19 protein-coding genes are annotated in these 18,842 nt (G+C 54.8%); 8 read left to right on the top strand and 11 right to left on the bottom strand.

Going from position 1 to position 18,842, the window contains the following annotated elements:
* Positions 1-11: 11 nt before the first annotated feature.
* A complete protein-coding gene (gene rplU / locus ABEA92_RS26395; RefSeq protein WP_008706265.1) occupies positions 12-323 on the bottom strand; it encodes a 50S ribosomal protein L21 in 312 nt (103 codons plus the stop codon).
* A 337-nt stretch (positions 324-660) separates the two neighbouring features.
* On the opposite strand from rplU, the gene ABEA92_RS26400 reads away from it, so the two are divergent.
* The gene (locus tag ABEA92_RS26400) at positions 661-2,550 is read left to right on the top strand and encodes a sulfatase-like hydrolase/transferase (RefSeq protein WP_345687957.1); all 1,890 of its coding nucleotides are present in this window, start codon (positions 661-663) and stop codon (positions 2,548-2,550) included.
* Positions 2,551-2,580: 30 nt separating this feature from the next.
* On the opposite strand, the gene ABEA92_RS26405 is transcribed toward ABEA92_RS26400, so the two are convergent.
* The 5 genes from ABEA92_RS26405 to ABEA92_RS26425 all read right to left on the bottom strand — a co-directional run bounded on the left by ABEA92_RS26405 (position 2,581) and on the right by ABEA92_RS26425 (position 6,378).
* Positions 2,581-2,931 (bottom strand): hypothetical protein, encoded by a 351-nt coding sequence (locus ABEA92_RS26405; protein ID WP_345687959.1) that lies wholly within the window; start codon positions 2,929-2,931, stop codon positions 2,581-2,583.
* 212 nt (positions 2,932-3,143) lie between these two features.
* A complete protein-coding gene (locus ABEA92_RS26410) occupies positions 3,144-3,830 on the bottom strand; it encodes an ABC transporter ATP-binding protein (protein ID WP_345687961.1) in 687 nt (228 codons plus the stop codon).
* A 37-nt stretch (positions 3,831-3,867) separates the two neighbouring features.
* Complete coding sequence (locus ABEA92_RS26415) at positions 3,868-4,821, bottom strand: prenyltransferase/squalene oxidase repeat-containing protein (protein WP_345687963.1); 954 nt, start codon at positions 4,819-4,821, stop codon at positions 3,868-3,870.
* Positions 4,818-5,411: a thioredoxin family protein gene (locus ABEA92_RS26420; RefSeq protein ID WP_345687965.1), complete on the bottom strand. Its 594-nt coding sequence runs from the start codon at positions 5,409-5,411 to the stop codon at positions 4,818-4,820. Before ABEA92_RS26420 ends, ABEA92_RS26415 begins: the two co-directional genes overlap by 4 nt.
* A 148-nt stretch (positions 5,412-5,559) precedes the next feature.
* Entirely contained in the window at positions 5,560-6,378 is an 819-nt protein-coding gene (locus tag ABEA92_RS26425; RefSeq protein ID WP_345687967.1) for an enoyl-ACP reductase FabI, read from the bottom strand.
* Positions 6,379-6,549: 171 nt separating this feature from the next.
* Here ABEA92_RS26425 and ABEA92_RS26430 point away from each other — a divergent pair, with 171 nt between their 5' ends.
* Both ABEA92_RS26430 and ABEA92_RS26435 read left to right on the top strand, forming a co-directional pair.
* A complete protein-coding gene (locus ABEA92_RS26430) occupies positions 6,550-8,583 on the top strand; it encodes a sigma-54-dependent Fis family transcriptional regulator (RefSeq protein ID WP_345687969.1) in 2,034 nt (677 codons plus the stop codon).
* A gap of 248 nt (positions 8,584-8,831) precedes the next feature.
* The gene (locus ABEA92_RS26435) at positions 8,832-9,572 is read left to right on the top strand and encodes an alpha/beta hydrolase (protein WP_345687971.1); all 741 of its coding nucleotides are present in this window, start codon (positions 8,832-8,834) and stop codon (positions 9,570-9,572) included.
* Here the strand turns inward: ABEA92_RS26435 and ABEA92_RS26440 are convergent.
* A complete protein-coding gene (locus ABEA92_RS26440) occupies positions 9,569-10,132 on the bottom strand; it encodes a hypothetical protein (protein ID WP_345687973.1) in 564 nt (187 codons plus the stop codon). The two genes, ABEA92_RS26435 and ABEA92_RS26440, sit on opposite strands and share 4 nt — an antisense overlap.
* 412 nt (positions 10,133-10,544) lie before the next feature.
* Here ABEA92_RS26440 and ABEA92_RS26445 point away from each other — a divergent pair, with 412 nt between their 5' ends.
* The gene (locus tag ABEA92_RS26445) at positions 10,545-11,096 is read left to right on the top strand and encodes a DinB family protein (protein ID WP_345687975.1); all 552 of its coding nucleotides are present in this window, start codon (positions 10,545-10,547) and stop codon (positions 11,094-11,096) included.
* Between the two features lie 81 nt (positions 11,097-11,177).
* Here the strand turns inward: ABEA92_RS26445 and ABEA92_RS26450 are convergent, their stop codons facing one another.
* Positions 11,178-11,816, bottom strand: a complete 639-nt coding sequence (locus ABEA92_RS26450) for a hypothetical protein (protein WP_345687977.1) — start codon at positions 11,814-11,816, stop codon at positions 11,178-11,180.
* Positions 11,817-11,854: 38 nt separating this feature from the next.
* Here ABEA92_RS26450 and ABEA92_RS26455 point away from each other — a divergent pair, with 38 nt between their 5' ends.
* From ABEA92_RS26455 to ABEA92_RS26470, 4 genes are read left to right on the top strand one after another with little or no spacing between them, the layout of a single operon-like run.
* Complete coding sequence (locus tag ABEA92_RS26455) at positions 11,855-12,388, top strand: hypothetical protein (protein WP_345687979.1); 534 nt, start codon at positions 11,855-11,857, stop codon at positions 12,386-12,388.
* A gap of 54 nt (positions 12,389-12,442) precedes the next feature.
* On the top strand, positions 12,443-12,832 hold the full coding sequence (locus ABEA92_RS26460; RefSeq protein WP_345687981.1) for a DUF4112 domain-containing protein: 390 nt from the start codon (positions 12,443-12,445) through the stop codon (positions 12,830-12,832).
* 45 nt (positions 12,833-12,877) lie between these two features.
* Positions 12,878-14,281, top strand: coding sequence for an ArsB/NhaD family transporter (locus ABEA92_RS26465; protein WP_345687983.1), 1,404 nt, complete (start codon positions 12,878-12,880; stop codon positions 14,279-14,281).
* Between the two features lie 14 nt (positions 14,282-14,295).
* Complete coding sequence (locus ABEA92_RS26470; protein WP_345687985.1) at positions 14,296-15,240, top strand: universal stress protein; 945 nt, start codon at positions 14,296-14,298, stop codon at positions 15,238-15,240.
* A gap of 36 nt (positions 15,241-15,276) precedes the next feature.
* Here the strand turns inward: ABEA92_RS26470 and ABEA92_RS26475 are convergent, their stop codons facing one another.
* The 3 genes from ABEA92_RS26475 to ABEA92_RS26485 form a co-directional block, all read right to left on the bottom strand.
* Positions 15,277-16,257, bottom strand: a complete 981-nt coding sequence (locus ABEA92_RS26475; protein ID WP_345687987.1) for a type II secretion system F family protein — start codon at positions 16,255-16,257, stop codon at positions 15,277-15,279.
* Positions 16,258-16,370: 113 nt separating this feature from the next.
* Positions 16,371-17,339 (bottom strand): type II secretion system F family protein, encoded by a 969-nt coding sequence (locus tag ABEA92_RS26480; RefSeq protein ID WP_345687989.1) that lies wholly within the window; start codon positions 17,337-17,339, stop codon positions 16,371-16,373.
* Positions 17,340-17,509: 170 nt separating this feature from the next.
* Positions 17,510-18,829, bottom strand: coding sequence for a TadA family conjugal transfer-associated ATPase (locus ABEA92_RS26485; RefSeq protein WP_339938627.1), 1,320 nt, complete (start codon positions 18,827-18,829; stop codon positions 17,510-17,512).
* Positions 18,830-18,842: the final 13 nt, after the last annotated feature.

Consider the following 18,842-nt stretch of genomic DNA (forward strand, 5'->3'; position numbering starts at 1 on the left):
CTCAAACGTCCTTAAACAGCGATCTTTTCGATCTTGACACGCGTGTGAATTTGGCGATGTCCGGTACGACGCTTGCTGTGCTTGCGACGACGAAACTTTTGGATATAGATCTTTTTGTCTTTCTTGGGGCCAATCACCGATGCGGTAACCGAGGCACCATCCAAGGTGGGCGAACCAAGCTTCAAACCGTCGTCGGCGCTAACCGCGAGGACTTTTTCGAAGGTAATTTCGGAACCTTGGGAAAGATCGCGGAAGTCGATGTCTACTTCCATGCCAGGTTCGACGCGGTATTGGCGGCCACCATCTACAACGATAGCGTACATTTATGCACTCTCAAGTGAATTCAAGCGTAAGGGCGTTTTGTCGAGCCGCGTAGTGTATCGATCGATCCACGCCACGTACAGGCCTTTGTCACGCTACGGACGACTATTTTTCCACCACGATCGTCCCTATCGACGATTTGGGCGGATCGTGCTGCCTAATCCTGTTGGCGAAACGAGGAATTCAGGTCGCCCACCGCTCACACCGAGGGCTGTTTGGATTACGATATCCGCAGGATTACGCGAACAAATCTCCCGTAGTCGCCGACCGAAACCTGCCCCCTTTCCCCCGCCGGTTGATGACAAACCGACCGGATTGTCGCAAGGAAACTGAAACTCGATGTTGCTTCATTGGCCCCAGAATCGATCCTCCTTGTTCCTGCCAATCGCCGCCCTGGTCCTTGTCGTGGCGGGAACCATGCGGAGCACCCCCGCGGTGATCGCTGCAGATCGCCCCAACTTTGTCTGGATCATGTCCGAGGACAACTCGAAACATTATCTGCGACATTTTGATCCCGATGGGGCCCCGGCGCCCAATATCGAGGCGTTGGCCGAGCATGGCATCACGTTTGACCGAGCGTTTTCATGCGCCCCGGTCTGCTCGGTGGCTCGCACCACGCTGATCACCGCCTGCTACGCGCCACGGATCGGCACCCAGTTTCACCGCCGCTCGAAAATGGCGGCGATGCCCGAGGGACTCAAGATGTTCCCGGCCTACCTGCATGACGCCGGCTACTACACGACCAACAACAGCAAGGAAGATTACAACGCCCAGAAATCGCCAGACCCTTGGAATGAATCGTCCCGAAAGGCGAGCTGGAAAAAACGGCCTGACAAATCGATGCCGTTTTTCCATGTGGTGACCTCGGCATTGTCGCACGAAGGCCGGCTGCATTTCCCTGAAAAGGCGATGGCCACTCCGCCGCAAACCGATCCGGCGTCGGTCAAATTGCAACCGTATTTTCCTGACACCGATACATTCCGCTACACGCGAGCGAGCTACCACGATCGCATGACGGCGATCGACCAGGTCGTCGGACAGGTCGTGGATGAATTGAAGAATGCAGGTGAACTCGAAAACACATTTATCTTTTACTTTGGCGATCACGGCGGCGTGCTGCCCCGATCCAAAGGCTATGTCTATGAAGCCGGGTTACACGTGCCGCTTGTCGTTCGAGTCCCCGAGCGATGGAAAGATTTGGTTTCGCGCGAACTAGGCTCTCGCACCAATGGGTTCGTCGAGTTTGTTGACTTTGGCCCCACGGTGCTGAACCTTGCTGGCGTTGACGTTCCTAGCGGTGTCGATGGCAAGGCGTTCTTAGGACGCGGCATCGACGTCGCCGAAGTCGATGCTCGCAACGAAACGTTTGGCTATGCCGATCGCTTTGACGAAAAATATGATTTGGTGCGTTCGCTGCGAATCGGGAACATCAAATACATGCGTCACTTCGAACCGTATTATCCTGACGGACTGCAAAACAACTATCGCTACAAAATGCTCGCCTACCAACAATGGCGACAACTGCACGCCGAAGGCAAACTGAACGAAGTCCAAAGCCAATTCTTTCGCCCCAAAGCGGTCGAAGCATTGTTCGATCTTGAGAACGACCCGCACGAAACCCTCAACCTTGCGAACGATCCCTCCGCCCAGGCAACCTTGAAAAAGATGCGAGCAAGACTGGACTCGCGACTCAAAGCGATGCCTGACCTGAGCTTCATCCCCGAAGCAGTGCTGTACGAATCGGCAATGGAAAACCCAACCGAATTTGGTCAGCAGAACAAAGAGCGTATTGCCAAACTGATCGACACAGCGAACCTCGCCTTGTTGCCATTCGACGAAGCTGAGAATCAACTGCGTGACGCGATCTCGAGCAGCGATCCATGGGTTCGCTACTGGGGCTTTGTCGCGGCATCCAGTATTGGATTAAACGCAAAACCTTTGACGAGCGAAGTCAAAAAGCATCTCGCCGACGAACAACCGCTGGTTGCCCTGCGTGCGATCGAATTCATGGCGTTACTGAGCGACGAGGATGTGCGACCGGCGCTCTACGAAACGATCCAGCGTGCGAGCAACGAGCCTGAACTGTTACAAATTCTGAACACGGCTGCTTACTTGAACGACTTCTTTGGCGATCGATTGACGCTTGATGTGGAAAAAGTGAAATCAAGCATCAAGCTGAGCAAGGACGGCGAAGTCAAAGACCGTCTGGACTATTTCTCGTCGAAGTAATTCTCGCCGCCAGCAGACGCAATTAATCACTTACCAGAATTTCCACCAAGGCTTCTTCGGCGGCGGGGGTGTCGCTCGCATTCCCAACACCCCGTACTCGTCGACGTCGCCTGACCGCACCTGAGCCACCTTGACCATCGACGCATCGATCAATTTACTTAACAGCGGCATGGTCGAGTCGTTTTTGCGAACATGCAGCTTGCATTTGAATTGCTTCGATGCCGCCATCATCGCAGAGATCGCTTGACGCGGTCCGGGGGTGTTGCCGAAATCGGTGATCACAAAGGTGCCGGCCCCTTTCTTGTGCCCGGTCACTTCGGCGAATTTGTAATGACCTTGCTCCCCATCGAGCTCATCCCAGCCATGATACTCTTCCTGCATCTTGACTCTCCAAAAGTTGAGTCTGCGGCGAAGCCTCACGCGGCGATGTCCATCCCTAAAACGCTGCGAAGGATCCGCTAGGGAAAAAGTGGCGAACGCCACGCGTTCGCCCTCAAAGATATCTATCATCCTTAGGACTGCCCCCTTAACGCAAGTCAAACCGATGGCAACTCGGTTAGTTTCGGGGCAAAATCAGCATGAACAAATCAACACTAGACCAATTGGCCATCGCGAAGCTCGCGACTCTGTTTTAACGACTCGGCGAGTGAGTGGCTGTGAGTGACAACGACTAGGATAACCCCCTGGCTGCTGGGCAGATCAAGCAATAATTCGGTGACCGAGTCCGCGGTGCGGCGGTCCAGGTTGCCGGTGGGTTCGTCGGCCAAGACCAAGGACGGCCGCATTAACAGCGCCCGCGCGATCGCAACCCGCTCTCGCTCGCCACCGGACAACTCGCTTGGCAGATGAGCTCGCCGCTCGACCAACCCCACACTTTCGAGCAGATGTTCGGCATGCGTGAACCGTTCGGCTGCGGGACTTCCTTGTGCCAATGCAGGAACCAGCACATTTTCGAGCACGGTTAGCTGCGGCAACAAATGGTGGTCCTGAAACACAAATCCGACGTGCTGGTTGCGAAACCCGGCCAGCTCTTTTTCGGTCAACGCAAACGGATCCTGGCCGTCAATCCGCACCGTGCCTTGATCGGGATGGTCAAGCGTCCCCAGGATTTGCAGCAGTGTACTTTTTCCGCAGCCGCTCGGTCCGACGATCGCAAGCGAGTCGCCGCCGACCAACGACAGCGACACGTTGCTCAATACCTGTAGCGGCTCGCCCACCGTTGGATACGACTTCGAGAGATTCTCGACCTGCAAAGAAGTTTCGCGATTAACCGTCGTCACTGTTGCTGCTCTCCTTTGTGGCCTCCAGGGGCCACCGTTAGCCTTGAATCACGCTTTCACATAACGCGAGGCTTGCGATTCCATAAAACGTGTATTCGACATCGGTCGTGTCGTCCAACGACAGCCCGACAAACCCGCCCGGGCTTCGCTGCATCATGCGAGCGTACTTTTGGATCGAGACGACATCCACGACAGATGTGGCATCCAGATCGACCAACGTGATCAACCCTGTGCACGTACTCAATAGATCCGCAAATGGGATTCGCGTGTTCGCGGTCATCCCCCCTTCGTCGGATTGCATCTCGGACAAAAATTCGATCGTCGCGGTGTGATCGATCGCATCGAGTCGGCCAAGCGACTTGAGCGTCCCGATCGCGGCAGCGGTGGGATTTACCCCAGGTCGTTTTGCGGCTCGAATTTCCAGAAACCCGCCATCGACATGGGCTTGAGACTCGAGAAATCGCAGGATGCCGTCGGTGTCGGGAACCGGCACTTCAATCAACTCGTGACACAACACCGACAAAAACGTCTGATAGGTGCTACCGGCTCGGCCTTCGGGGGTTTTAGCGAAACCGCCATCACTGGTCCGCAGTGTGGCCAGCAAATCAGCAATATTGGTTCGCCATGAATCATCTTCGTCCGCGATCACCACGGCGCCGACAGACAATTCACAGATGGCGGCAGCAAACACCAGCGAAATCAGATCGATGATCGATTCGCGGCGCTGCATACAGCCACGCAAAAAGCGAGCGGCCCGTTCCCCTACCTCGGGCGTCATCCCATCCAAAATCCACAGCCCCCGCAATGCAAAGGCGGTGTAGTAGGGATCGCTTTCGCCTTCGCGTCCTGCGAAACCGCCATCGTCACGCTGCTGCGCGACGAGCCAGTTTGCATGAGCTTGGCGAATCTCGGGCGATAACCCTTGCGCGCCAATCGCCAAACGCAAGGTCAACTCGTGCAGGTAGCTTTGCGGAGCCTGATTGTCGCTCACGCAGTACCTTGCGGATTGAAGTACTGGGGCTCATTGCCTTCTTTCCACTTGATATTGCAACCAAGCGAAGGCGTTTGATTCTCGCTCGGCTTCTCGCCAGCAAGCACCGCATCCAAAGCGGCTCGCAGGTCTTTCCCGGTCACCGGTTGGTCGTTCTTGGGACGACTGCTATCGAGCTGGCCTCGGTACACCAATTTTGCTTGATCGTCGAACAAGAAAAAATCAGGAGTACAGGCTGCATGATACGCCTGAGCCACACTTTGATCGCCGTCAAACAGATACGGGAACGCGTAGCCACGCTCGGATTTCTCCTTCTGCATCGCCTCGGGATTGTCATCCGGATACTTGTCCGCATCGTTACTGCTAATTGCGACCACCGAGACGCCTTTGGCCATGTATTCATCAGCAAGCAACTTGATGTGGTCGGCAACATGCTTGACGTATGGGCAATGGTTGCACATGAAGATCACCAGCAACGCCTTGCCACCCGAGACGTCCGCCAATGACACTTCGCCTCCGCCACATTCGGGAAGCTTGAAATCGGGTGCGGCGGTGCCAAGGGGCAACATTGTACTTGCAGTTCTTACCATCAGAAATCCGATCGAGTCATAGGATTGGGGAAACGGGGGAATGGCCAACCAGCGTAGCCATCACCGTGATTGTCATGTCGTGAAACAACCCCGCTTCGTCCGCGGTTTGGCGACGCATCGAAGCAGGGGTTGAACGAACAGCGACGCTTTAGGATTGTTGCAGTTGATCCAACAGACGACCGGGGCTGCCCATCGCGTGGTAGCCACCATCGACATGCAGAATGTCGCCGGTGATACCGTTGCTATCATCGCCGAGCAAAAACGCTCCGGTCCGCGCGACTTCGTCATGCGTCACGTTGCGGCCCATCGGTGCCATGTGCTCGTACATGGTCAACATTTTTTCGACGCCGGCCGCACGACCGGCCAGTGTCCGGATCGGACCCGCTGAAAGGGCGTTCACTCGTACTCCTAATGGCCCCATGTCGTAAGCCAAATAACGGACGGTGGCGTCCAGTGCTGCTTTACAGATTCCCATCACGTTGTAGCCGGGAACGCATTTCTCCCCCCCGAAATAGGTCATGGTAGCTATCGCACCCCCCGGGTTCATGATACCCTTAGCAGCGTTAGTACAAGCGATCAAAGTGTAGACACTGACGTCCATCGCCAATTTAAAACCAGCCCGACTTGTTTCAACGGTGTCGCGAGAAAGGTCATCGCGGTCCGCAAACGCGATGGAATGCAGCATAAAATCAATTTTTCCAAATTGTTCTGCGGTGTGATCAAAAACACTGCGGATGTCGTCGTCATTTTGCGCATCCATGGGTACAAGAAACTTAGCGTTCTCATATTTGTCGGTTAATTGCGAAACGCGACGACGATTCCGTTGTCGTTCGTCATCCGGACGGTCTGGCAAATGAGTAAATCCACATTCACCACCTTGATCCATGATTTGTTTTGCGATGGCCCACGCGATCGAATGGTCGTTCGCCACGCCCAAAATCAGACCTTTTTTGCCTTTGAATTGCATTGTCTCTTCATTCCTAAAAATCTTGGCGGTCACGTATGGAGACCGAGTTTTGCAAATATCGCATCAACAGTTTACGCGATGGAACTTCGCGCCGCGTGGCAACGAAGTCACAGGATAACGGTTAAGTACCGTCTTCGTCTATTTGTCTAATTTCGCTTAGGAAACCTTTCAATGACCGAGACACCTGCATTGATTGAATCCGACCGGTTCGATAACGAGTTATCGATGGATATATTGAAAACATTGCAAGCGGACCATTCGCGTCATGATTTTTTAGACGTGGCGATTCCCGGGGTCTTGCAGTCGATGGGCGGAACCTTGGGCGGGTTGGTCAGCCAACGCAGTGGCAAATGGACTCCGGAATGCTGGGTCGGCGAAAAAATGCCGTTTCCACCGGAATTGGTTGGGGAAGCGTTTGAGCGTGGGATCACCATTTCGGCGGACGGTTGGCATGCCATCCCCTTGGCGCAACCGCAACACAGCGGCACCGCGGTTGGCGAACCGTCGCCCAGTTCCGCATTGGTGATGCGATTGGCCGATGATTTGAGTCACCGCGAACCGTCCCGATCGGTACCGCATACCCAACCGATTGCCGACATGTTATCCGCGGCGCTGCACCGCATCGACGCACACGACCGTAATCTGCAGCGAATCGAGCAATTGTCCTCAGTGCTGCGTGCTGCGGCTCAGTGGCAGCAACTTGATGACGACGAAGCCTTGCTGCAGCGGATCGCCGACACCGCCACGAAGCTGCTGCACTGCGAACGCGCTAGCATCTTTTTGTGGGACCGACGTCGCAAGAAACTTGTGGGTCGCCCCGCACTTGGCGTCCAGGGCAAACCGCTCGAAGTGGACGACAAAGCGGGCGTGGTCGGCGAAGTGCTCAGCAGCGGCGAAGCCAAAATCTGGAATGGCAACAGCGACGACGATGAATCGCGAGTCAACCGCACGGTGGACCGCTCGCTCGAGTTCCAAACGCACTCGTTGGTGGCCGTCCCGATGTGCAACCCGGTGGCCCACTTTGGCGCCAACACCAAGCCGACCGCACACGGTCGCGAAGAGATCGTGGGTGTATTCGAAGCGATCAACCGTCGTAGCGGATCGTTCGATCAATCCGACGCCATGCTGCTTTCGGACTTGGCACTACATGCCGCCGCGGCGATCCACAGTCTGCAAACGCGAAAATCACTGACCGATTCACGCGACCGATTGGTCGACGATGCCGCCGCCAAGACTCAATTGATCGGTGATCACCCGTCGATTGACCAAGTGCGAAAGAACGCCCAGAAGGTTGCCGCAACCGATTTGACGGTACTGGTACTTGGCAACAATGGCACGGGCAAAGAGGTGCTGGCGCGACACATTCACTACGAAAGCAATCGTCGAAGCGGTCCGTTCATCGCCGTCAATTGCGCGGCGTTGGTCGAGTCATTGTTAGAAAGCGAATTGTTTGGTCACGAGAAAGGCTCGTTCACGGACGCCAGCCACACCCGTGTCGGCAAGTTCGAATTGGCCAACGGCGGAACGCTGTTCTTGGACGAAGTGGGCGACATGAGTCCCGGAGGCCAAGCGAAATTGCTGCGTGTGCTCGAAGACAAAGTTGTCATTCGCGTCGGTGGGTCGCAAACGATTCCCGTCGACGTCCGCGTGATCGCGGCGACCAACCAACCGCTCGAACAACGGATTGCCGAGAAACGTTTTCGCGAGGATTTGTTCTTCCGGCTCAACGTGGTTTCGTTAACGCTTCCTTCGTTAGCCAAACGAGGCGAAGACGTGCTGCTGCTTGCCAATCATTTTTTAAAGCATTTCGCCTATCAAATCGGACGCACGGTTCCGACGCTCGATGCGAATGCAAAACTGATGATGCTGTCGCACCCGTGGCCAGGAAATGTCCGTGAGCTGCGAAACACGATGGAACGTGTTTGCTATCTGTGCAGTGGTGATCGGATCGGAGTTGATGACTTGATGTTGACCGGAAACACGCCACTGCAGTCGGGCGGCAATCGGGAAGCATCGTTTTTAACCAATGCTCCGCCGACGCTTTCCGATGCGACCCGCATCTATCAAATCGCCCATATCAATCAGGCAATCGAGAACTGTCGCGGCAATATGACCGAAGCCGCCGAGCGACTCGGGCTGCATCGCTCGAATCTGTATCGAAAAATGCGTCAACTCGGGATGCCTACCTCGGGCGAAGGGGCATAAATCGACGGTGCTTCCGATTTCAAACGCGTCCGATTCAGTCACGTCCGATTAAGGGATGTGTCATTGGCGATACTGGGCCATTTGCAACATCGGGGCCATTGACGTCGCTCGGGCACCACCTTTCCGAAGCAGCCGGGATCGCCTAAAAACAGGGCTCCGCGATCGATCACACGGTCGCATCTGCAACGAAAAATCCGCCCAGCCCCGCTGCGGTGGAGCATCTGTTCATAACAAGCCCCCCATCGGTCATGCTCGAACCTCGCCGCACGCTTTACGGATCCCTCGATTGCATCGTCATCGACGGAGGCCCATCGCCCAAAGTCTTGGTCGTGCTGTGTCATGGCTACGGAGCTCCCGGCACCGACCTTGCGTCGTTGGCGTTTGAATGGATCACGCTGCTGGGTGAAGACGCAGGTGATTTTCGCTTCGTGTTCCCTGCGGCACCGCAAACGTTGGCCGAAATGGGAATGCCCGACGGTCGTGCTTGGTGGCCGATCAACATGGCTCAACTTGCTCAACATGTCCAAACGTCGTCCTTCAGCGAACTTCATACTGCGGTCCCGCCAGGGATCGATGATGCGCGCGAACTGCTGAGCAAAAGTATCGAGGCGATGAAAGCAGAGATGGACGCACCATCCGCTCCGCTTGTGCTAGGCGGATTTTCGCAAGGAGCGATGTTGACGCTTGATACGGCGCTTCGTGGGAAAATCGATCCCCCACAAATTTTGCTTTTGTTCTCCGGCACGTTGGTCTGTCAAACGCACTGGACCGCATCGCTCAGCCGACTCAAGCAAACCCGGGTCTATCAATCGCATGGCAACGTCGACCCCATTTTGCCGTATTCCAGTGCGGTCGCGTTGTCCAATTGGCTAAGCGAAGCCGGCATCGAAACGGAATTTCATTCGTTTCGTGGAGGACACACCATCGATGGCGAATCGATCGAACAGACCGCAAAATGGATGACCGCTTTGCCACGCGACTCGAACTAGTAGTCGCACTCCACGCTGGAACTGCTCGAATCGGGGGTCCAATCGATCAGTGGGCGATGGTTGGCATGAGATCGAGTGACCATGCAAAGCAAGGATGGGATCGCAAGTTCGCGATGGGTCGCCATCGAAACCACCGCCAAGTTATACGAGACCATCGCTGCGTGCGATTTTTCTTGGGCGTCCGCCAACCCCTTCATGCACCCTTGGATTGATCCACGGGTTGCCAGGGCTTCGTTGTCCTCAATTCGCTTTACAAGTGACGAGGAAGTCATCAGCAATTGACGCTGTGCGTCGGCAAGCGATGCTGCCGACGCGCGGTTGGAACTGTCCGAACGCAGTTTTTTCAACGCGTTATCCGATTTCCGAAACGCTTCGGACAGTTGAACCTGATGAGCCATCTCAAAGTCACTCGGCAATGCATCGAGCAGATGACCGACAATCAAATGTTCCTTTGCGATGGCTTCGACTAAACACTCGAGCGACGAATCGCAGTGCTGCTGCATTTTGACCATTTGACGATAGGCCGTAGCAAGGGAGACGAGCCCAGCAAACATCGCCATCGCAGTTAAGAACGCAATGATCTGTAGCAAAATCCCCCCCTCATCCATTCGTTGCTGATTGAAATCTCATTTGTAACATATCCTATCCCTTGACGTAATAAATTGAGTTCCATCTTTTTCACAGGTTTGTATAAAAATACTGCAAGTTCGGCGCCATTTTCGAACTTGTCCCCAACTGCACCGCTGCGACAACCGCATGTGACCCGGGAAAAAAACGCGATAATATTAGAAACCACAAATCCCCCTGAGAACCAAAAACCTCAAATCGAGCAATAATCTATATCTTGGTATGATTTTCACATTGATATAGTTAACTTGAGTCACTGCGATTGGCCGATCGGTCAGCGCAAACACAGCTCGACGAGCTGACGGCCCACCATTCACTTCCCCCCTCTTTTTACCCCCGGTTAACATGACACGAATTGCGAGCCGGCGGCCGATGCCCGCTGAAACGACGCTGCCCTACCATCGAGAGTTGATCGAGCGTGTCAGCGGTGACTGTGTTTTGAAGGCAATGGATAAACAATTGTTTACGATCTGCGAGTTGGCGGGCAGCTTGTGCGTCGAGCAACTCGACAAGGTTCATCCGCCCTATGGGTGGACGATTCGCCAAGTCTACGAACACTGCACCAATGCCGAGCGTGTGTTTGGCTATCGCATCATGCGATTTGCGGCAGGCGACACGACGGAACTGCCCGGATGGGACGAAAATCTGTACGCCAACAGCCGTTTTGGGCTCGGCAGTTTTCACCAGATCGTCAGCGAATTGGGAGCGCTTCGCCAAGCCAACCTCGCGTTACTGAAGCGAATGACCCCGAACGCTTGGGACCGCAGCGGCGTCGCTGAGAAACAAACGGTCACGGTGCGGGCACTCGCTTGGATCGCCGCCGGACATCTTCAGCACCACATGGAAATCGTTGCCGATCGCTGCAAGGTTCCACTGAAAATGCCGCCCGCAATGTAGATCGCGGTTGGCCAGCACCCCGCGTCGCCCTGATGAAATCCGTGTCGCCCTGAGACCCGACGCGTGAAACGCCACTTCCCATCACCCCGCAGGGGACTGGGACGCACCGCGATGCGGCGCTGGTTCATTCGTTTCCGCTTGACCGTGAAACTCGGCCCGCTCTTGAACCTCAGGCCGCTGTTGAGACGCAGGATTGTTTTGCTCTGCGAGATAGTCCTGAAGATCCGGATGCGCCTTCATCGTTGCCAATAATGCCAACAAGCGATCAGGGTGTTCTTGCCGATCCATCAACGTGTAGATCAGCAACAATTCGCGTAACCGCAACGGGGCGTACAGCGGATCGGGAAGCGATGCTTGGGACAGATCAAGATTGGCATGGTAAGCCAACAAATGAGCCGCATTTTGTCGGTCGCAAATGCCAAACCCATGCGTGTTAGGATACAGAAAGTGATTGCTTAACCGCCACAGCATCGCGATGATCACGGCTAGGATTGTCAATTGAAAACCGGTCGCGATGACCAGCGGAACCGGGCCTGACACTCCCGCTCCGTACAAAATCATCATCCGCAATTGGTACGCGGTCATCACCATGATGCCCGCGAACAGCACTGCAAATGCCCCCGCAATGATTCGCGTTGCCCACCCCAACGCACGGTGAACGACGGGACGATGTGGCAGCGGAGGCGGCAAATACGGCGAAGACGAATGCGGTGAAGACAACGAAAATTTTCCCACGATACAAAATGGTTTGAAACGCAATGTCGACAATTATCCACGCTCGATTTGCCCTCGCGGTGCTTCTGTTGGGGCTACAAACACTTGGACTGCCGAACGATGCATCGGCGGTGGAACGATATTCGCTCACGCTAGAGAAGCCTCACCGACCGGGTGACCGTGGCGAGATCACGCTTAGCGACGAGCAGCTTCAAGTCAAAATCTTGTCCTCCACAGGGATTGGCAAGCTGAAATTGCATCGCAGTGCCACCGAAACGTCATGGCCCCAAACCATCGTGGTGTTGCTTCAGTACGCCAGCGGAGACCCGCTCAGTGAACTCGAAGGTTTTACGCTGCGAGGTGAATCGAACCTGATTCAAGGGTCTCGGCGAACCAGCGATGCGATGGACCACTTCATTTTGACCGACGAGGGAACCAAATTCCAGAACTTACCCGCTCGAAAGGCCAAGATCCGTGTCTCGCGGACGAAAGAGGCGATGCGAGTGGAGATCCCTGGCAAATTGCTCTCGGAGGAAACGAAGATTGAAATCCAGTGGATCGATTACTACCGCACCTGAGCGTCCCTTTTGAATCTACTGTCAACAGCCAACCTTTTTTAACAGCCATCCTTGATGCCCAACGCCAACGATCGAAGTCAGAATCCCGACCTGGAAAAACTGCATCGTTTTGCCTCGATGTTGGATGATCGATTCCGCATCCCAGGAACCAACATTCGCTTCGGTTTGGACAGTTTGATCGGTCTAATTCCAGGAATCGGCGACGCCGCGACTGCGGTGAGTCATGGGTATCTATTTTGGCATGCGTTCCGGCTGGGGGTGCGAAAGCGGGTGTTTTGGAAGATGTTGTTCAACGCGTTGTTGGATTTGTTGGGCGGTGCGATTCCGGTGGTCGGAGACATTTTTGACGTTTATTGGAAAAGCAACCGCCGCAACGCCGACCTGATCGTCCGCGAGCTAAAAAAACAGGGGCAACTCGGTGGTGGACGATCACCCAGGACGTGATAGGTTGTGGGGGCTCGTCGTATCCCGTCTGCCTGCTCCGCATTGATGAATGATCCAATGGACTTGCTCGCTGCTGCTGTAGAAGAAACGCCGATCGAACCCGCATCGGCTGGAATCATGTTGTTATTCGCGGCCGTCATGATGGCGACTTACGTCGGCGTCGCGATCGAGCGGTTTCACAAAACCGTCGCCGCGTTGTGCGGCGCTGCCGTGTTGGTGGTGCTCGGCATCGCGTTGGATTTGTTTCCCTATCCCAAGATCTACGATTTTCTAAAAGAAGATTTGAATATCTTCGGCGTCATCATTGGCACCGGGATCCTCGTTGATGTCGTTGGCAAGAGCGGACTGTTCCACTTTCTCAGCATGTGGATCGTGCGACTGACCGGCGGCCAAGCAGGCAAGTTGTATCTGACGTTGTGCTTGGTAACCTTTCTATTCGTCTCGGTGCTGACGATCGTCCCGGCCATGCTGATTCTCAGCTCGTTGGTGCTTGTGATTTGTCGATCACTCGATTACAAGCCTGCACCATTACTGTTAAGTGTTGCCATTTGTGCCAACAGCGGCGCGATCGCCACGTTCGCCAGCGGCTTGCCCAACATCATGATCGGGACGGCCGCAGGGATTCCGTACATGCAGTTTTTGAAAGTCTCACTTCCCTATGCGGTGGTCAGCCTGTTCATCGCGATTGCATTTTTGCGATTCTTTTTTCGCAACGACTTGCCCTGGAAACAATCCGCCGAACAAAAGGCGGCTCTGCAAGACCAAATCGATACGTTTGATCCATGGGCATTGGTCGAGGACCGTAAGATTTTGTTGCGAAGCGCCACCATTTTGGCTTTGACCGTTGTCGGTTTTGCGTTGGCTCAGCAGATGGGGGTGGGGATGGATTTCATCGCCATGGTCGGTGCGACCGCTGCGTTGTTGTTTGCGGGCAAGGGGGTCGAGGATGCAATTCACAAAGTCAACTGGACCGTGATCCTGTTCTTCATGGGATTGTTTGTCATCATCGGCTGTGTCAAGCAAACCGGGGCTCTTGGTTGGGTCGCCGAGCAAGTGATCGCGTTGTCCGACAACCAGCTTTCATTGCTGGTCCCACTGCTTGGAATTTTTTCCGCCGTCGCCAGCTCGATTGTCGACAACATTCCTGTTGCGGCCACCTTGATCCCAATCGTCCAAGACATTTCCGGTGACACGGTACCGGCTGAACCGCTGTGGTGGACATTGATCATCTGCTGCAACCTTGGTGGCAACGGAACGCCGATTGGTTCGATCTCGTGCGTGATCGCGATCTATGCACTGAAACGCGAAGCCGGGGTGCACATCGGCTGGGGAACGTTCCTAAAACTCGGTGGCAGCATCATGTTGGTTCAAGTTGCCGGAGCGATCGTCTACGTGATGCTGGCCTACAACATGGATTGGATCCCCGACCTTCCCCCTCTCGCCCATTGATCGATGGAAAGAAAATGAACAACGAATCTGAATCACATGATCTGGATCGCGAAGTCGATGCTTCGATGCGAATGTTCGAGCGATCCAAAGTCGGCCATGCCGCCGCGATCACCCCGATCGTGCCCGCGCGTGCCCTGTGGGTTCTCGATGGTTCCCCGCAAGACGAAACCGGATTGACGTCGGCGATTTATTTGCGTGAACGCTTCAACATCGAAACGCTTGTGCTGGACGCGCGTGACAGCGTCAGCGGCGATTCGGAATTGGCCGCAACCATGTGCAAGAAAATTTCCGGAGCCCGCCCCGTCAGCTCGACCGAAGGCGAAGCGTACGAAAAGATTATCGCATCGCTGGATCGCCATGATGTGGATCTCGTGATCGTGCCGTGTCCCTTTGGCCGCTCGTTCCAGCACGTCGGCACCGACAGCGCCGGGACGGTGATCGACGTATTGCTCAGCCGCTGCCCTAAACCGATCCTGGTGATTCGACGCGATGACCAATCGCTTGATGAGTGCTGTCACACCGTATCGATGATCGTGGGCAGCGAATGCGACATGGAACAACGTGCCGCCGGTTGGGTGTTTGGCTTGGCAAGCGAAAAAGCGACGGTGACGCTCAATCTGGTGATCGAAAAAGAGCATTTCGAGAACATTCGCAGCATCCTCGAAGCGATCGACCCCGAAAAGCCGCTTGAACCAGAACAGTTCAGCGAAGCGTTGACCAAGACGCATCAATCGATCCACTCCGCGATGGCTAAAACTGCAACGCAGCGGAACTTGAGCTACCGTTTGTCGCCACAAGCAGGCGAGATCGCGCCCCCGAATCCGCTGAACGACAAGCACAAAATGCTGCTCGTCATGCCGTTGGAAGCCGACGATCGTTTTGGCCAAGGGTTTGTCCAAGACCGCATTCGCCGCAGTCCCCATCCTGTGTTGATCGTGCCGGGGCACACGCCCCAGTAACCCATCCGTCACCGACGGATCGGCCGACGATCAAGCTTATTGGCTGATCATGTTGCGATACATGCTGATGCCGGCAGGCCCGACAAGGACCACGAAAATGCCCGGGAAGATGAACAAAACGAGTGGGAAAATCATTTTCACCGCCGTCTTAGCCGCCTTTTCTTCGGCGATTTGACGTCGTTTGGTTCGCATCGCATCGCTTTGGACACGCAGGGCGCTCCCCACGCTCGAACCAAATTTGTCCGCTTGAATCAGGATCGAAGCCAACTGCTTTAGATCATCCACGCCGCTTCGTTGACCGAGCGCGCTGAGCACTTCGCTTCGTGGGCTACCGAATTGCAGTTGTTGATTGGCGACGTTGAATTCTTCGCCGATGTGACGATGACTCTTCTTCATCTCTTCGGAAACCTTCCGCAGTGCTTGGTCCATCCCAAGCCCGGCTTCGACACAAACGACCATCAAGTCCAATGCGTCAGGCAGCCCCAAAAAGATCTTCTCTTTCCGCTTCTTCGCCAAATGTCCAAGCACGAACTTGGGTAGCATGAAGCCGACGATCAATCCGCCCAGCAATTTCACCAACATGCCTTGGGTCAATCCGTCGGTAAAGATCCCCAGCACACCGCCGAAAAACAGACCGATGCATGCGATGATCAACTGAATCCCCTTGAACACCACCGGAGCGGTATCACGACGGAATCCTGCGTTCATCAACTCGACTCGCAACGCTCCCATCTCTTCCTCGCTGCCGGTCACGGTATCCTTTAGCGGAGACGTGGCTTTTTCAAGCGCCGCGGCAAGCTTGGCGTTCTTATCTCGTTTCTTGTCGATATCAGACAGCTCGACCGTAGCCCCTCGGGTGCTACGCATCGCATCCAGACGAGCTTCGGCGCGTGGCTTGTTGTCGCCACTGACCCGTCCGAGCACGACCCACGCGACCCCCGTGACCGCAACAAAGATTGCGATCGACGTCAACGTCACCGGATCCAAAGCAAAAGCGAGTATCGTGAATGTGTTCATGGTAGATCGTTCCTGGCAGAACTCGTTCGACGAGATAAATAATTCGTGAGGGTATGACGTCAATTTAATGGATGAACCACCGCGTCATGGGAACGCGGTGACAATGGGCCTGGTTAAACTTTGATCGTGATAATTTTCTTGATCATCAACGCACCCAACAATTGTGAAAACAGAGCACCGCCGAGCATGTATTGACCATATTCGTCAGTGAACAACATCATCACGTAGTCGTAGTTCAATTTCAGCATCACCCCGAACAATACCGGCGGCAACGCCAACAGCACCGCGCCACTCATTCGGCCTTCTCCGGTCAACGCTTGGATTTGACCTTGGATCTGCAGACGTTCGCGAACCAAATGGCTGATCTTGTCAAGAATTTCAGCCAAGTCGCCCCCGGTTTGACGCTGCAAGATGATCGCCGTGGCAAAGAAGCGAAGGTCCATGTTTGGGACGCGCGCTGCCATCCCTTCGATGGCTTCTTCGAGTGGAATCCCAAAGTTTTGCTCTTCAAACGCCCGACCGAACTCGACCGACAACGGGGCTTCCATCTGCTTGGAAACCAAGTCGAAACCGGCGTTCAGCGAGTGTCCTGCGCGAAGTGATCGGCCCAGCAACTCAAGCGCTTCGGGCATCTGGTTGCCGAATTTATTCAGACGTCGTTTGCGTTTGAACATCAACCAACCAACCGGCAGCGTCATGAATGCCAAACCCACGATCGGTGCCAATAGGATTGGCAACGGAGAGACCACGGTAATCACGATGCCGCCGACGAGCGTGGCCAAACAGATCATGGCAAACTGCATCGCGTTCATGTTGATGTCGGCTTGCTCGAGATAGTCGTTTAACCCCGGCACCTCTTCTAAGAACTTGGCCAACGGGTTGGTCGAATTTTCACCACCATTGAGTAGCAGCGACTTGAAATCCGATTCGGGGCTGTTGGTCGCCCCACGCCGTGAAGCCATTGCAGCCAATCGGTCTTCTGCCGACGTCGAGTCCGAGTTTGGCATCAGAACGTTGATGGCAAATGCGACGATGGACGCAACAAAGACACCCACGGCGACAACAATGACGATTCCGCTCATGACAGGAAAGCTTTAATTCTCGAGGAAGTGGTTCAGGCGTGCCTCGGTGTTCGCGTCAACGCGGTGGGGCACTTGGTGACTCGGTTTACTTTGTGTTTTTGTAACCTTGCATGTCGGCCGGGCATGCACCCGCGACCGACACGTTCGAAAGGGCTGTAACGCCGCCGGGTCTAGGCGGGCATGATCACGCGTTCGCGGAATGCGCTGGCGGGCAAACGCACGCCGGACGACTCCAATTTATCCATGAACGATGGCCGGACTCCGGTGCATTCGAAGTGTCCAAATGCCTTGCCGTCTTCGTCGACGCCCTTTTGGACATAACGATAAATGTCTTGCAATACGATCGTGTCTTGTTCCATCCCGACGACTTCGGTGATTGCGGTCACGCGACGCGGTCCACCTTGCAAACGGTTGGCTTGAATCAACACGTCGACTGCACCAGAAATTTGTTGGCGAATCGCTTTGACCGGCAAATCAAACCCGGCCATCATGACCAACGTTTCCAAACGGGCGATGGCGTCACGAGGGGTATTGGCGTGAATCGTGGTTAACGATCCATCATGACCGGTGTTCATCGCTTGCAACATGTCCAACGTCTCACCACCACGACATTCGCCGATGATGATTCGCTCAGGACGCATACGCAGCGCGTTTTTGACCAAGTCGGTCGCGGTCACCGCCCCGGTACCTTCGATGTTCGGCGGACGTGTTTCCAATCGCACGACATGGTCTTGTTGCAACTGCAATTCCGCCGCGTCTTCGATGGTTACGATCCGGTCTTCGTGACCAATGAACGAGGAAAGCGTATTCAGCAGCGTCGTTTTACCAGAACCGGTACCACCGGCAATGATCATATTCAAACGTGCCTTGATACAGCCTTCTAACAACATCACCATCTCGGGGGTGAAGGCTTTGTAGTTCAGCAGGTCTTCGAGTTTCAGCGGGTTGCTACCGAAACGACGAATCGAAACCGCCGCTCCATCGAGTGCAAGCGGAGGAATGATCGCATTGACACGCGAACCGTCTTCCAAACGAGCATCCACCATCGGACAGGTTTCGTCGACGCGGCGTCCCACTTTGCTGACGATGCGGTCGATGATTTGCAGCAAGTGTTTGCCGTCACGGAACTCGACGTCCGTCTTCTGCATCCGGCCGCCTTTTTCGACGTAAATATTTTTGGGACCGTTGATCAGAATATCGCTGACCTTGGGGTCCTTCAAAATCAATTCGAGCGGGCCAAGTCCGAGCACTTCATCGAGCACTTCGTCAATGATACGATCGCGTTCCTGACGGTTCAACAACGTGTCTTCGGCATCGCACAGATGCTCGACCACAAGTCGGATTTCACGAGTCAGCGTTTCGCCCTTCAACTCGCCAACGCGTGAAAGGTCTAGTTTGTCGACCAATTTCCCGTGAATGCGTCGCTTGATCTCTTCGAACTGATGCTGACGATTGACTTCAGGTTTAGCTGTTTGTGTACCAGATCGCATGACTGGAAGTTCC

The organism is Novipirellula caenicola (assembly GCF_039545035.1).
Classification (GTDB): domain Bacteria; phylum Planctomycetota; class Planctomycetia; order Pirellulales; family Pirellulaceae; genus Novipirellula; species Novipirellula caenicola.